Source organism: Fructilactobacillus sp. X7R4C1 (assembly GCF_059901115.1).
Genome location: NZ_JBWXVD010000006.1, coordinates 59,380 through 74,636, shown reverse-complemented (window position 1 = coordinate 74,636; position 15,257 = coordinate 59,380). Strand labels below are relative to the sequence as shown.

Genomic DNA, 15,257 nt, shown 5'->3' with positions numbered 1-15,257 from the left:
TTGGAATCAACTGGAACTAATTTTCCCAGTTGAGCAACTTGATAATCGATCTTACGAGTTTGTGGAACATAAATTGGTGATAGAAGAACATAACCGTAACCTTTAACATTCCAGGAATACCTCTGGGTAGCTGGATCATAGTTGTAACTAGCATCAATATGATAAGTCGTTTGGCCATCGGTACCAGCAATTGCGTTTCCATTAGGATCGAGTAATTGAACACTCATACCACCATGGTCATCGGTTTCCGTATAAACTTCTGTATATCCACCCTTAAAATGTTTTTCCCACTGGGTACCCACAACTCCGAAATTTGAAATGGTTCCTGAAGCATTTGATGGCTTTGTGGAAATATAATAAGTGGTTGGAATTTCTGGGGGCATACCCGTAATATCATATGTCTGACCAGACATTCCGGTAAATTGATGGGTAGCCATCACTGCACCAGTATCTCTGTTAGTCCACGTAACGGTTTGTGTAACCAATTGAGGAGTGAATACTGATATTTGTGCAAGTGTAGAATTGACACCTTCCGTATTATCGTAAAACCAATCCTTCGTAAAGGTATAATAACCATTGTTTAATGACATACCAGTACTATTGTCATTCCATCTTCGATAAACAAGACCATCAAGAGTGTTGGAATTAATGGTTTGTCCATTTTGATTAAGAACATAAGTCTTAATCAAGTTTCCATTAGCGTCAATTTCATTTACATAAACAATACCATCACCAGTACGATTGGTTGACCAAACAATCCACTTTAGTTTACTACGGTTGTTAGAAGAAGAATTTATAGTAACAAAACCATACGTAAAGTGTTGTTCGTCTGGATCAACCCAAGGAACATTGTTAGCCTGATAGTTAGGATCATTAACAGTAATTTTAAATGGTTCAGCAGCAAGATCAGTGGTGGCATTCTTTAGCTGATTCTGGGGATCATTGGTGGCTAAAGCTGCCGCCGTTTGCTTCATGGTTGCTGCTTGATCATCAGTCTTTTGGTTAGCATCTACCGCAGCGTCTTGCTTATTTGCTGCGTTATCACTTGTAGTTGCTTTCTGATCGGAATTTTGATCAGCTGATTGATCTTTTAATGCATTGGCTACTTTATTAGTCGTGTCATCATTCTTAGTTGCGTCTTGTTTAGTGGCATCAGAGTCAGCTTTTTTATCAGTTGATTGATCCTGTGTGGCATCTTTCTTCTGGTTAGAAGCATCGTCGTTCTTGGTGGCGTCTTGGTCAGTCTGCTTGTCAGCTGATTGATCTTGTGCGGCATCGTTCTTTTGGTCAGATGCATCATTATTTTTAGTGCCACTTTGGTCAGTCTGATTATCTGATGTGGTGTCATTATTTTTGGCTATGTTTTGATCAGAAGACTTATTTTGTGATGAGTCGGTCTGCTTAGCTGAAACATCATCATTCTTGGTAACATTTTGATCAGTTGTATCGTTTTGTGATGAATTAGCTTGTGTATTTGCTGCCTCATCACTCTTGGTGACGTTCTGATCAGTTGCCGGATCATTGGTAGTCTGATTTTGCGGTACTGTTACTTGTTTATCAGACGAATCACTATTTTGTGAATTCATCTGAGCGTTGTTAGTAACGTCCGCTTTCACATTATGTTGGTTAGACATAAGGATTCCGCCTGAAATCCCGGCTGAAAACATCGTGACTGTAATGGCACTGAACAGCCATCGTTTACCAGCCTTATACATCTTATAATGTGTTTTGCTATCACGATTAAACATATAAGTAAAAACCTGCCCTTCTAATTTCAAATTAATCTATACTTACCGGCCTACTTGGCCTTAAGTAATTATTGCACAATCTGAAATTAAATTGAACACAATCGTATTTTATACAATATGAGTAAAACAAAGGCATACACGGCAGTGTTTTTCACGATTAACCAATGCATATAGGTAATTGTTTCTCATTGTGTGTAAATAAAACGAAAAATCGTAATGGTTTTGTAACATTAGCCGTGTATGTCCAATGATAGCAACGTAATTCTTACTTTTTCCTAATAATAATTTTAAATGTTAATTAGTGATTGTACATAATGAAAATGACAGTCAAATTCGACGCCAAGTATAGCAACAAGATGCTCCGCCAGCCCCGTTTAATCGCACTATGTGAGAATTACCGTGAAAATTAATTTACTAATAAATCATTAGCAAAACATAAAATCATTCCTTGTGATGTTTACCAACATTGGTTTTTACTGGATTACGTGGCTGTTTGTGAATAAAATTATAAAAGAAATCACATTATATTAATTATAATTAAATTCACATTCATTATTCTCTTAATGTGTAAAAAGCCTTAGTTATCCGAAAGAGTTAGAACAACTCTCGCTAGTGAATAACTCTCTTCAAACGGTTTGATGATAAACGAATTTCTAAAAAAAAAGGATTCATACCAATTTAAATCGGTATGAATCCTTAGAAGTATAAATTTATATAAAAATCTAAATATTATACGACGCTTTATTATTGCAAATCGCTTTTTTCCTATCTAATTATTCGTTATCAAGGTCACTGTCGATGTCATCTTTAACATCTTGGGCTTTGTTCATAAAGTTCCCCTTACTGCTTTGTAGGTCACCTTTGATCTTATCCATGGTGTCACCAGAGATAGCACCCTTAATTTGCTGTGCCTTACCTTGGGCAACGTCACTCAAGTTATCGATGCGGTCAGCAATATCGTCTAAATCATAACGATCTTCAAGTACTAAGTAACCTAACACGATGTTTGCACCCAAACTAAAACCTAAAAGTAAATTCTTCATAATGACCCTCCTAATATTGATTAATAATTCAATATAATAGTATCATGCCTATAAAATAATAACTAGTAAAGACTTCCCCATTAAGATATTAATTAAGAATTAATCCAAAAAAGACACCTCATTAATTTAAGGTGTCTTAATTAATTTTATAGTTTGTGAGCAAATGCCAGCATAATCATGTTAATTCCTGCCACTAACAGAACAATTCCCACAATTATAGCTAAAACCTTAGCAGCTAGACTTGGGTCTAACAGTAAGAAAATTCCTAAAAATAGTGTAATAAGATCAAAAACAAGTGACGTCCAGAAGACCCCACCGTTAAACTTACGAATGTGATCAACTACAATCAACTGACAGATTGAGTAAACCAGAATCCAAACTGCAAATAGGATCCCTAGGGTAAAGGTCCCAGCGTGAACGTTAAACAGGAACAATAGTGCTAACAAGATTTCAATCGCACCACCAATTAACATCGTAAAACTTCGATAGCCAATTTCTTGACTTAACTTTCGATAGACCCAAATTGATTTTACTCCGGCAACTAATGCAACGACGGCGAATATGATTGCCAAAACAGCAGCACTTGTAGTTGGGTGGAAGAACATCAAAACAGCGGCTAATAATAAGACAACGCCAAATAGACATTCAAACCAATCAAATCCCCATTTTTTATCTTCGTACATCATAAATATTACCTCCAATTGTTTGTTTCAACCATATTTTACCACATCTACTTTTGCTGATGCTGTTGAGCTTCAATGGTTCGCTTGGTGTCACGCTCTAGGACGGGTTTTAAATATTCACCAGTATAACTATTTTTCAGTTTGACAATCTGTTCGGGTGTTCCGGTTCCAACTACGTATCCACCAGCTGCTCCACCTTCTGGACCTAAGTCGATCACGTGGTCAGCCTCTTTAATAACGTTTAAATTGTGTTCAATGATCAGAACGGTATTTCCCTTATCAACAAGTTTAGAAAGGACCCCAATTAATCGCTTAATGTCGTCAGTATGAAGTCCCATAGTGGGTTCGTCAAGAATATAAAAGTTATTTCCAGTTGAACGCTTATGGAGTTCAGAAGCTAACTTCATTCGTTGTGCTTCTCCACCTGACAAGGTATTAGCTGGTTGACCTAATTTCACGTAACCAAGTCCCACGTCAGAAATGGTCTGCAACTTTCGCGTAATCTTTGGGATGGCTTTGAAAAACTCTAACGACTCATTCACGGTCATGTCAAGAACTTCAGCGATATTTTTTCCCTTGTATTGAATCTCAAGCGTTTCAGAATTATACCGTTTCCCATGACAAACTTCACACGGAACGTAAACATCGGGTAGAAAGTTCATCTCAATCTTCAAGATTCCATCACCATGACAAGTCTCACAACGACCACCCTTGATGTTAAAACTAAACCGTCCCTTTTTATACCCGCGAAGCTTGGCCTCGTTAGTTTGGGCAAACAAGCCTCGAATATCATCAAAGACTCCAGTGTATGTAGCTGGATTACTTCGAGGGGTTCGGCCAATCGGACTTTGATCAATACTTACTAGTTTTTCAATGTTCTTCCATCCAGTGATTGATTTATACTTACCTGGTTTTTCCGAATTATGATTCAACTTCTGGGCCAAGGCTCGTTTTAAGATATCATTAACCAACGTAGACTTTCCGGAACCAGAAACTCCCGTCACCACGTCAAACTTACCAAGTGGAAATTTAACGGTAATGTCTTTGAGATTATTTTCTAAAGCACCCTTTAGGGTGACGTTCTTGCCGTTCCCTTTTCGTCGTTTTAAGGGAACGGGAATAAACTTCTTTCCAGAGAGATACTGACCAGTTAATGATTTAGGATTTTGAGCCACTTGTTCTGGAGTCCCGGTGGCAACAATCTTACCACCCTTCTCTCCTGCTCCTGGACCAACATCGATTAAATAATCGGCCGAACGCATCGTATCTGAATCATGTTCAACGATAACTAACGTATTTCCTAGATCACGCATCTTTTTCAGGGACTTAATTAAGCGATCATTATCACGCTGATGAAGACCAATGGATGGTTCATCAAGTACATACAAAATTCCTGAGAGATTTGAACCAATCTGGGTTGCAAGTCGAATTCTCTGTGCTTCACCACCAGAAAGCGTTCGGGCTGATCTAGACAGAGTCAAATAGTTCAATCCAACGTTTTCCAAAAATTCTAGCCGGTCACAGATTTCCTTAATAATTGGATGAGCAACAACCGTATCTTGTTCACCAAAAGTAAGGTGACTAAAGAATTGGCGTTCGTCAGCAATATTCATATCAGAAACTTCCCCAATGTGTTTACCATCAATTTTAACGGCCAAGGCCTTTTCGTTTAGACGGTACCCATGACAAGTCTGACAAGTTAATTCTGTCATGTACTTTTCCATTTGTTCTCGAGTGAAATTACTGTTGGTTTCATGATAACGGCGTTTAACGTTGTTAAGGACTCCTTCAAAGGGAGCATCAACATCACGAACTCCACCAAAATCACTCTTGTAGTGAAAATGGAACGTTTTCCCCTTGGAACCATTCATCAATAGATCACGCTGTTTCTTTGGTAATTTACGGTATGGAGTATCCATATCAATATTAAAGGCTTTACAAGCCTGCTCTAACATTGCTGGATAGTATTTTGAGCTAATTGGATTCCATGGTTCAATTGCTCCCTCATTAAGCGTCTTATCTTGATCTGGGACCACTAAATCGTTATCGACTTCCAACTTAACTCCTAATCCATCACATTCAGGACATGCTCCATATGGGGCATTAAATGAGAAAAGACGTGGTTCAAGTTTTCCAACCGTAAAACCACAAATCGGACAAGAGTAATGTTCCGAAAACACCATCGGCTCTCGCTTACCAAGAAAGTCGGCAATGGCATATCCGTCACTTAGACGTAAAGCTGTCTCAAGTGAATCTGACAATCGTGAATTAATGCCGTCTCTAACGACAATTCGGTCAACTACCACGTCAATGTTATGACGCTTATTTTTATCTAAATCAAAATCTTCGGTCGCATCATGGATTTCACCATCTACTCGGACTCTGACGAAACCTTCGCGTTTAATTTTTTCAAAAACTTTTTTATGTTGTCCCTTTTTATCACGGACAACTGGTGACATAATCTGCAACTTAGTGCGTTCAGGGAGGGCCATGATTTCGTCAATCATTTGATCGACGGATTGACTAGTAATGACCGTTCCATCATTTGGACAAATTGGCGTCCCAACTCTTGCCCACAATAAACGCAAATAATCATTAATCTCAGTGACAGTTCCAACGGTTGAACGAGGATTTTTTGAAGTTGTTTTCTGATCAATTGAAATGGCTGGACTAAGTCCCTCAATTGAATCAACGTCAGGTTTATCCATTTGACCCAAAAATTGTCTAGCATAAGAGGAAAGACTTTGGACATAACGGCGTTGACCTTCAGCGTAAAGAGTATCAAAAGCTAAAGAACTCTTACCTGAACCAGATAAACCGGTCATTACCACCATTTTATTCTTGGGGACATCAACGTTTACGTCTTTTAGATTATGTTCACGGGCGCCTTTAATTTTAATGACGTCATTTGCCATCTAACCACCTCACTTTTTCTTTTTCTCACCCTTAAGCTGCATCACGGTATCCCTTAAGTTAGCAGCTTGCTCAAAATCAAGTTTTTTGGCTGCCGCTCTCATTTCGTCTTCTAAATTATCAATCATTTCCTTTTGATCCTTAGCACTCATTTGGTCAAAATCGGATTCAACAAAGCTTCCATTAGTATTATCATCGTTAGTATTATCATCGTTGTTTTTCTCTCCCTGTTTATACGCAGAAATGGCCTTAGGAATTGGTTTGATAATGGTCTTAGGGGTAATGTTGTGTTCCTGATTGTACTTCATCTGAATGGAACGACGACGGGCAGTTTCATCCATTGCGTACTTCATCGAATCGGTAACGCTGTCCGCGTACATAATAACATGTCCGTGTGAATTACGAGCTGCTCTTCCAATTGTTTGTACAAGGGAACGTTTATCACGCAAAAAGCCTTCCTTATCAGCATCCAAGATTGCAATCAATGATGTTTCGGGAACGTCAATCCCTTCACGCAATAAGTTAATTCCAACCAAGACGTCAAATTTACCCAAACGCAAATCACGTAAAATTTGGGTTCTTTCGAGGGTTTTAATATCACTGTGCAAGTATTTTACTTTAATTCCCAAATCTTTTAGATAATCGGTTAAATCTTCTGCCATCTTCTTGGTTAAGGTCGTAACGAAAGTTCGCTCGTTATTTTGAACTCGTTTATTGATTTCACCCACTAAGTCATCCATCTGATCCTTAGTAGGACGGACCTCAACCGTTGGATCAAGTAGGCCAGTAGGACGAATAATTTGTTGGACAACGTGGTCAGTCCGATCCTCTTCGTAAGGTCCGGGAGTAGCTGACATATAAACAACCTGATTAACCCGTTTTTCAAACTCAGGTAACTTTAATGGTCGATTATCAAGCGCGCTGGGAAGTCTAAATCCATAATCAATTAATTGCTGCTTTCTAGCCTTATCACCGTTAAACATTCCACCGATTTGCGGAACCGTTCGATGTGACTCATCAATGAACATCAAATAATCTTTGGGGAAAAAGTCCAATAATGTGTATGGAGCTTCGCCAGGTTTCCTGCGGTCCATATAACGAGAATAATTCTCAATTCCAGTTGTATATCCCATTTCACGCATCATTTCAATGTCATAGGTAGTTCTTTGTTTTAGTCTTTGAGCTTCAAGTAGTTTGCCCTTTTTCTCAAAGTTAGCAACCTGTTTTACCATTTCATCCTTGATTTCAGGTAAAGCCACATCCATTGTTTCCTTGTTAGTCAAGAAGTGAGTGGCAGGAAAAATTGTAATCTGTTTTCGTTCACCGATAACTTCACCAGTCAACGTGTCAACTTCAGTAATTCGGTCAATCTCGTCACCGAAAAATTCGATCCGATAGGCATGTTCATTTCTAGAAGCCGGAAAGACTTCTACTACATCCCCGTGCACACGAAAACGACCACGTTGAAAGTCAATATCATTTCGATCAAACTGAATATTAACTAGTTGACGCAAAAAAACATCACGCTCTAACTGTTGCCCAACGTGTAACGAAACCGTATGGTCCTGATATTCTTTTGGACTTCCTAAACCAAAGATTGAGGAAACTGAAGCCACAACAATCACATCATTTCGTTCTAGTAGAGCACTCGTTGCTGCGTGGCGGAGTTGATCAATCTCGTCATTAATCGAAGCATCCTTTTCAATATAGGTATCACTGGAAGGAACATAGGCCTCAGGCTGATAAAAATCATAATAACTCACAAAATATTCGACCGCATTATTAGGAAACAACTGTTTGAGCTCACTATAAAGTTGCCCAGCTAAAGTTTTATTGTGCGATAAAACCAGTGTTGGCTTGTTAATGTTCTTAATGACATTTGCCATGGTGTAGGTTTTACCAGTTCCAGTAGCACCCAAAAGGACCTGATCACGATCTCCATTTTTGATTCCTTGAGTCAATTCCTTAATGGCTTCAGGCTGATCACCAGTTGGAGTAAATTTCGAAACTAGGTCAAAATTATTATTCGTTTTTTTAATCATATTGGCACCTCTTCTTAAACTCGGAAAAAAAAGAGAAAGCATTAACTTTCTCCCGTTACTTATAATAATTCTAGCATACGAACATACTTTCGCAAAGCAATTAGACCAAAGCTTCCATACAAAAAGAGCAGATCGACTCTGCTCTTTTTCGTTTAATCTTTAGTTTTGAGTTCCTCAACATAATTGAAGACGCCCTGACCTGCAGTTCCGCCATCGCCGACTGCAGTCGTAATTTGACGTAAGTGTTTCTTTCGCACGTCACCAACCGCAAATACACCAGGTATCTTAGTTTTCATTTCATCATCCGTGTCGATCCAACCTTGTTCATCTGTGATGCCAAGGTTTTTGAAGGCAGCTGTCATTGGTAAAATACCAACGTAAATAAACACACCAGAAGCTTTAATATTAGTGGTTTCACCAGTCTGGTTGTTTTTAACCGCAACCCCGGTTACTTTTTGACCGTCACCTTCAATATCAGTAACGTTACTGTTCCAGACAAAATCGATATTGTCCTTATCAAAGGCCCGCTTCTGCAGAATCTTCTGGGCCCGAAGTTGATCACGTCTGTGAATGACCGTAACGTGCTTTACGATATTGGATAGATAAGTAGCTTCCTCAATCGCAGAGTCACCGCCACCAACGACAACAACGTCTTCGCCTTTAAAGAAGGCACCATCACAAACCGCACAGTAAGAAACACCTTTCCCACTGTAGTCTTGCTCACCGGGAACTCCGAGTTTCTTGTACTCAGAACCAGCACCAATAATTACAGAAGGAGCCTCATAGTCACCGTCTTCAGTCTTAACAATCCGCTTATCGCCATCAATGTCAATGCCCGTAACGGTTCCGTAGCCATACTCAGCACCAAATTGAGTACTCCCATCGTACATTTTTTTAGATAGATCTGGTCCTAAGACTGATTTAAATCCGGGATAATTCTCAATTTCGGCGGTGTTGTTCATCTGTCCACCATAGATCCCACGATCAAGCATTAATACAGATAGTTCGGCTCGTGATGCATACAATGCTGCCGTCATTCCTGCTGGACCAGCACCGATTACAATTACATCATACTTTTTTGCCATTATATCGCCTCAATCATTATTTATTGTTTGTTACTTTCTTTAACTCGTCAAGAACTGGTTCGTAGTTTGGTTGATGAGTAATTTCTGGAACTGCTTGGCAATACAAAATTTTGCCTTCAGCATTTACCAAGTAAACCACCCGAGCTAAGTGACCAAAAGCCGGGATGTATAAGTGCATGGCTTTTCCAAATGAACCATTAAAATCAGAAAGAATTTCCATGTTGTTAACACCGTGAGCGGCACACCAATTTTTTTGGTATTCAATTGGGTTATTTGAAATGGTAACAAATTTAATTCCCTTAAACTTTGATGCTTCCTGGTTAAAACGAGCAGTTTCTAAACTACATACCTTTGTCTTTAAGTTAGGAACCACACTAATCAACGTTGTCTGACCCTTTAAATCATCAGTCGTAACATCTTTCCCTTCAGCATTTTTTACGGTAAATTTTGGTAGATAATCGCCAACCTTTGGTTGATCATCACCCATTAACCATGATACTGGTAGTCCACCTAATTTAATTTTCATAACCAAAAACCTCCTTGACTAATATCAATTGTACAAAATTATATTATCATAAACTGAATTAAATGTTTAATCATTATACTTCAAAATAAAAAATGCCGGCAAAAGTCGGCATTTTAATCTAATTTTTCTGTTGTTCGTCTTCCTTAGTCAGCTTTTGACCAAGGTTCTTAATGTATTCACGTAATTCTTGCTCAATTTCAGGGTGTTTTAAACCAAAGGTAATGTTAGTCTCAAGCCAGCTAAGCTTATTGCCGGTATCGTAACGATCACCCTTAAACTCATGAGCAAACACTCTTTGAGTTTGATTTAAGGTATTGATGGCATCGGTTAGCTGAACTTCATTCCCCTTACCTGGCTTAGTGTGTTCCAAAACGTCAAAAATCTGTGGAGTTAACAAGTAACGTCCAATAATTGCTAAATCACTAGGAGCGTCCTTAGGATCTGGCTTTTCAACGAAGTTTCTCACATTATAAAGTCCCTTTGAAACCTCGCTAACTGGTTCAATTACTCCGTATTTAGAAGTCTCTTTATGAGGGACTTTCATAACGGCAAGGGTTGAAGCTCCCGTCTTTTCGTAACTATTCATCAATTGTTTGGTGAGCGGAGTCGTATCTTCCATCAAGTCGTCTCCAAGCATAACCACAAATGGATCATTTCCAATGAAACTTTTGGCCGTTAAAACAGCGTCGCCAAGTCCACGTGGATAAGATTGTCTAATAAAGTAAATGTTCATATCATTAGTCTTCTGAATTGACTTGAGCATCTTTTCTTTACCCTTTTTTTCAAGGTTTTCTTCAAGCATTACGTTTGAATCAAAATGATCTTCAATGGCACGCTTGCCCTTACCAATCACAATGACAATGTCTTTGATTCCAGAAGCCTTAGCTTCTTCAACAATGTATTGAATGGTTGGAATATCAACAATTGGTAACATTTCCTTTGGAAGTGCTTTCGTTTCAGGTAAAAATCTTGTTCCTAAACCAGCGGCAGGAATAACAGCTTTAGTTACTTTTTTCATCTTCTTATATACCCCTTTTAGAATTAACCTTGTTCTGAACGTCCCTCTCTAGACATTAGATTAGAAATCGCGTCAGAAACGGTTTCTTCATTATTAATTACTGCATGAATTGCGGATGTAATGGGCATTTCTACCCCACGTTGTTTTGATAATTCAAATGCAGCTTGATTGGTGTCGATTCCCTCGATTACCATGCCCATGTCTTTAACAACGTCATCCAATTTCTTACCCTTGCCGAGCTGATAACCAGCCCGCCAATTGCGAGAATCAGAACTAGTTGCGGTGACAATCACGTCACCTACACCAGACAATCCGCTAAAAGTTAATGGGTCCGCACCAAATGATACACCTAAACGTGATATTTCCGCAATACCACGAGTCATGAGGGCAGCTTTAGCATTGTCTCCATAGCCTAAACCTACCAAGGCTCCAGCTCCTAATGCAATAATATTTTTCAAAGCTCCACCAAGTTCAACCCCAATAATGTCGTTATTAGTATAAATTCTGAAATAATCATTCATGAATAATTTTTGAAAATGCTCAGCAGATGGCATATCATCACTGGCGACCGTAACTAAGGTAATATCACGTCTAGCAACATCTTCAGCTTGACTAGGTCCAGAAAGGGCTGAAATCGACTTACGATTCTGAGGATCAATTTCTTCTTGCAATACCTGAGACATTCGATCATAGGTACCCTTTTCAATGCCTTTACTTCCATGGATGATATACGGTTTCATTTCTAACTTGCCCAAAATTTTGTTAGCTTGATTTGCAACCGAACGAGTTGCCTGTGATGGAACAATGAATAAAACATCATCGACTCCTTTAAGTGCCTCTTCCATGTCAGCATAAGCTTTCATCTCTTTTGGAAAGGTAAAGTTCTTGATGTAATGGGAGTTAGTGTGCTGATTATTTAACTCATCCACCTGTTCCTTGCTTTTCGACCAAATTTTAACTTCATGCCCATTTTCAACTAAAATATCGGCGAGCATGCTGCCCCATGATCCTGCACCGAGTACTGCAATTTTTTCTGTCATTATTTAAATTATCTCCTACAAATCACTTAACTACCGTAGTACCAGACTAACTGGTCGTTTCGTCTACGATAAATTAAAACAAATAGTGCTACTACGAATAATACAATGGAAAGCAACTGTGATACCCGGATTACGCCGAATAACATTAAACTATCGGTCCGCATGCCCTCGGTGAAAAAACGTCCAAACGAATACCACATCACGTAACTTAAAAAGACTTCCCCACGCTTAAAGAACTGCGGAGCATGTCTCATAATCATCAAGACAGCAAATCCTGCTAAATCCCAAAGTGACTCATATAAAAACGTTGGCTGGCGGTACGCCCCGCTAATAAACATTTGATTGATGATAACGTCAGGTAAATGTAAATGCTGTAAAAATTGAAGTGATGTTACCGCTCCAAATGCTTCCTGATTCATGAAATTACCCCAACGGCCAATTCCTTGAGCCATAATGACGGTTGGAGCGGCAATATCTAAAATCTGCCAGACTGACAAATGATGTTTAAAACAAAACCACCAGATAAATAATCCAGCCCCGATTAAAGCTCCATAAATGGCAATTCCACCATCCCAAATTTGAATAATCTCATCTAGATGATGGCGATAATAGCTCCATTGAAAAACCACATAATAGATTCGAGCCGAAATAATCGCAATTGGAATCGCCCACAAAATCAAATCATATAAAACATCTTCATTTAAGTGTTGTCGCTTAGCTTCTTTCATTGAAAGGTAAACGGCAATCAAGACAGCGGCAGCGATAAAAATACCATACCAGTGGACCGCAATTGGTCCGAGATGAATCGCAACTGGATTTAATGCCAATATGCTAAACACAACTTCCACTCCTATTCAGGATCCTTATTAGCATCTTGGCTAATATCTTTCTTATTTTGTTCAACTGCTTGTTCTTCGTGTTTTTGCTCCTGGTTGTTTTTAGAAGCATTTTCTTTGATCAACTCATTTAAGTTGTTATCAAAGACCTTAGTCGCATCGTATCCCATTGAACGAGCCCTAAAGTTCATCGCAGCGGTTTCAATAATAATGGCTAAGTTTCGTCCGGGTTTTACCGGAATCGTCAATTTCTTCAAATCAACGTCAAAGATTCGAGTTGTTTCACGGTCGGTCCCAAGCCGATCATACTTAGTATCCTTGTTCCACTGGTCCAAATGAACGATTAAGTCCACTTTTGATTGGGAACGAACGGCACCGGCACCAAACAGGTTCATTACATCAATAATTCCAATCCCACGAATTTCTAGTAAGTGATTAAGAATCTTGGGAGCTTGACCAATCAAGGTTTGCTCATCTTGTTGATAAACCTCAACTCGATCATCAGCAATTAAACGATGACCACGCTTAACAAGTTCTAGCGCCGTTTCACTCTTACCAATTCCAGAATCACCGGTAATTAAAACACCAAGTCCATAAACTTCAACCAAAACACCATGAATGGACTTTCGTTCGGCTAACTTAGCTTCAAGGTACGTCGTCATATTACTTAGAATTCTAGAGGTGGTTAACTTTGAACCTAAGATTGGAATGTGAGCCTTTTTGGCGGCTGCCACTAACTGCTCAGGTGGTTCTAGTTGAGTAGAAATAACAAATGCAGGCGTTTCTGGTTGACACATTTTGGTCATTACTTCTTTTAATTTTTCATCACTCATTCCCTTTGCAAATGAGGTTTCAGTTATCCCGAAGATCTGAATTCGCTTGGCTGGGTAGTAGTTAAAATATCCAGTCAATTCCAGTCCCGGACGTGAAATGTCACTAGTGGTAATGGGACGGTCTAAATATTCACGACCCCAAAAGACACTAAGATGAGTGTTCTTTACTAAATCAGCTACCGTTACACTCTGAGCCATTGGACCTACCTCCAAATAAAATTAATTTACTTAATTCTAACACAATCAGACCTAATTTAGGCGGTTCTTAATTTTATGCAAAATAAAAGAAGCGCCCATTAACTAGGTGCTTCTAACTAATTATTTTGAAACATTTCAATTCCGATCTCATGCGGTGAACCATCGTAAATTGCCGTTTCTTTAATCTCTAATTGATTCTTACGATTTTTAACCTTCATGTGAACAAAGGTCGGATCATCTTGTAAAGCAGAATACAATTGACTTTCCGAATTTACCGGAACGTTGTTAACTTCAACAATTAAGTCACCCGTTTTAAGTCCCATCTTATCGGCTGGAGTGCGGGGTTTAATCCCAATGATTCGGATTCCGTCAACCGCTTGACTAATCTGATTTCCGGTCTTTCGGTCAACGCGATGGAAGTGATACATGATGATTACATAAACCACTACCAATAAAGCAATCGCGATAATAACGTAGTAACTATTTCTCATAAAGTAAGCGCCCGCCGTTAGTAAAATGGCTAACAATGACAGTTCTCCAATTGCGTTTGAAATCCGTGGCATTAATTCATTTGGCAAATGGTTAACAAACTTGAAGCGAAAACCAATCAAAAACGGAACAACCAAGAAAGTTACATGTGCACCAAAAATATTAAAAACTGGCCACATTGGTACGATCGTTTCGATTAATTTACCAGGAATCATCAGTACCAGCGGAATCACAGCTAACTCATTGTATCCATAAGATGCCACTCGGTTCCCGCGCCGATTCTTTGAAACCTGCGGTGAGTTAATTGTCCTACCATTCATCTTCAAAAAGATAAACATTAGAACCAGCATGATTGTGATTAAGGCTAAGTAATTGGCCGATCTTGATGCGTTCATATTCACGGCACCAATAAAGTCGCCACCCTTAATCATCGGGATTGAATAATCATTGAAGAAGACCCCAACAAAAACTGATCCAAATAAAATCAATGTCGGCACTAAGATTCCTGGGATCAGTAAACTAATGGCGATCAATAATTCATATAATAAAATCCAATTTAAGGACACTTCAATCCCAACCAAAGCAGTTAAAATTGATCCAACAATTCCCAGCACAATTAATGATTTAAAAAAGACCCATCCTTCGTGAAATTTAGGGTTAACAGCACTTTCAAATAAGCGTCGTTCTCGATTTACTCTTCGATTGTAAACGAAGAAAACGCGAATAAGTGCAAACCAAAAAGCTGGCATAAAGACAAAAAACAAAATATTAGTCGCAACTGACATAATGAACTTCCTTTTTCG

12 protein-coding genes are annotated in these 15,257 nt (G+C 38.9%); all 12 read right to left on the bottom strand.

Features of this window, described 5'->3' with window-relative positions; all coding sequences use genetic code 11:
• On the bottom strand, window positions 1-1,748 hold a 1,748-nt coding region (locus AC6UC9_RS06625; RefSeq protein ID WP_500701512.1), incomplete at its 3' end, for a KxYKxGKxW signal peptide domain-containing protein.
• 773 nt (window positions 1,749-2,521) lie between these two features.
• The gene (locus AC6UC9_RS06620) at window positions 2,522-2,791 is read right to left on the bottom strand and encodes a CsbD family protein (protein ID WP_500694432.1); all 270 of its coding nucleotides are present in this window, start codon (window positions 2,789-2,791) and stop codon (window positions 2,522-2,524) included.
• A gap of 146 nt (window positions 2,792-2,937) precedes the next feature.
• Window positions 2,938-3,477, bottom strand: coding sequence for an HdeD family acid-resistance protein (locus tag AC6UC9_RS06615; protein ID WP_500696117.1), 540 nt, complete (start codon window positions 3,475-3,477; stop codon window positions 2,938-2,940).
• 44 nt (window positions 3,478-3,521) lie between these two features.
• Window positions 3,522-6,389 carry an excinuclease ABC subunit UvrA gene (gene uvrA / locus AC6UC9_RS06610; RefSeq protein ID WP_500701511.1) on the bottom strand — a complete coding sequence of 956 codons (2,868 nt, stop codon included), beginning with the start codon at window positions 6,387-6,389 and terminating at the stop codon, window positions 3,522-3,524.
• 9 nt (window positions 6,390-6,398) lie between these two features.
• Window positions 6,399-8,429: an excinuclease ABC subunit UvrB gene (uvrB, locus tag AC6UC9_RS06605; RefSeq protein ID WP_500701510.1), complete on the bottom strand. Its 2,031-nt coding sequence runs from the start codon at window positions 8,427-8,429 to the stop codon at window positions 6,399-6,401.
• 152 nt (window positions 8,430-8,581) lie between these two features.
• Window positions 8,582-9,514, bottom strand: a complete 933-nt coding sequence (trxB, locus tag AC6UC9_RS06600) for a thioredoxin-disulfide reductase (protein WP_500699851.1) — start codon at window positions 9,512-9,514, stop codon at window positions 8,582-8,584.
• A gap of 16 nt (window positions 9,515-9,530) precedes the next feature.
• Window positions 9,531-10,040 carry a thiol peroxidase gene (locus tag AC6UC9_RS06595; RefSeq protein WP_500694437.1) on the bottom strand — a complete coding sequence of 170 codons (510 nt, stop codon included), beginning with the start codon at window positions 10,038-10,040 and terminating at the stop codon, window positions 9,531-9,533.
• Window positions 10,041-10,158: 118 nt separating this feature from the next.
• Window positions 10,159-11,058 (bottom strand): UTP--glucose-1-phosphate uridylyltransferase GalU, encoded by a 900-nt coding sequence (galU, locus tag AC6UC9_RS06590; RefSeq protein WP_500694438.1) that lies wholly within the window; start codon window positions 11,056-11,058, stop codon window positions 10,159-10,161.
• Between the two features lie 23 nt (window positions 11,059-11,081).
• The gene (locus AC6UC9_RS06585; RefSeq protein ID WP_500696821.1) at window positions 11,082-12,098 is read right to left on the bottom strand and encodes an NAD(P)H-dependent glycerol-3-phosphate dehydrogenase; all 1,017 of its coding nucleotides are present in this window, start codon (window positions 12,096-12,098) and stop codon (window positions 11,082-11,084) included.
• A 26-nt stretch (window positions 12,099-12,124) separates the two neighbouring features.
• Window positions 12,125-12,937 (bottom strand): prolipoprotein diacylglyceryl transferase, encoded by an 813-nt coding sequence (gene lgt / locus AC6UC9_RS06580; protein ID WP_500696121.1) that lies wholly within the window; start codon window positions 12,935-12,937, stop codon window positions 12,125-12,127.
• Between the two features lie 11 nt (window positions 12,938-12,948).
• Complete coding sequence (hprK, locus tag AC6UC9_RS06575; protein ID WP_500694441.1) at window positions 12,949-13,965, bottom strand: HPr(Ser) kinase/phosphatase; 1,017 nt, start codon at window positions 13,963-13,965, stop codon at window positions 12,949-12,951.
• Window positions 13,966-14,081: 116 nt separating this feature from the next.
• Complete coding sequence (locus AC6UC9_RS06570) at window positions 14,082-15,239, bottom strand: PDZ domain-containing protein (protein ID WP_500701509.1); 1,158 nt, start codon at window positions 15,237-15,239, stop codon at window positions 14,082-14,084.
• Window positions 15,240-15,257: the final 18 nt, after the last annotated feature.

What these genes read in the sequence shown, in the direction of transcription:
- AC6UC9_RS06570 (WP_500701509.1), bottom strand. Translation starts at nt 15,239, where the DNA reads ATGTCAGTTGCGACTAATATTTTGTTTTTTGTCTTTATGCCAGCTTTT.
- trxB (WP_500699851.1), bottom strand. Translation starts at nt 9,514, where the DNA reads ATGGCAAAAAAGTATGATGTAATTGTAATCGGTGCTGGTCCAGCAGGA.
- AC6UC9_RS06585 (WP_500696821.1), bottom strand. Translation starts at nt 12,098, where the DNA reads ATGACAGAAAAAATTGCAGTACTCGGTGCAGGATCATGGGGCAGCATG.
- uvrB (WP_500701510.1), bottom strand. Translation starts at nt 8,429, where the DNA reads ATGATTAAAAAAACGAATAATAATTTTGACCTAGTTTCGAAATTTACT.
- uvrA (WP_500701511.1), bottom strand. Translation starts at nt 6,389, where the DNA reads ATGGCAAATGACGTCATTAAAATTAAAGGCGCCCGTGAACATAATCTA.
- AC6UC9_RS06615 (WP_500696117.1), bottom strand. Translation starts at nt 3,477, where the DNA reads ATGATGTACGAAGATAAAAAATGGGGATTTGATTGGTTTGAATGTCTA.
- AC6UC9_RS06620 (WP_500694432.1), bottom strand. Translation starts at nt 2,791, where the DNA reads ATGAAGAATTTACTTTTAGGTTTTAGTTTGGGTGCAAACATCGTGTTA.
- hprK (WP_500694441.1), bottom strand. Translation starts at nt 13,965, where the DNA reads ATGGCTCAGAGTGTAACGGTAGCTGATTTAGTAAAGAACACTCATCTT.
- galU (WP_500694438.1), bottom strand. Translation starts at nt 11,058, where the DNA reads ATGAAAAAAGTAACTAAAGCTGTTATTCCTGCCGCTGGTTTAGGAACA.
- AC6UC9_RS06595 (WP_500694437.1), bottom strand. Translation starts at nt 10,040, where the DNA reads ATGAAAATTAAATTAGGTGGACTACCAGTATCATGGTTAATGGGTGAT.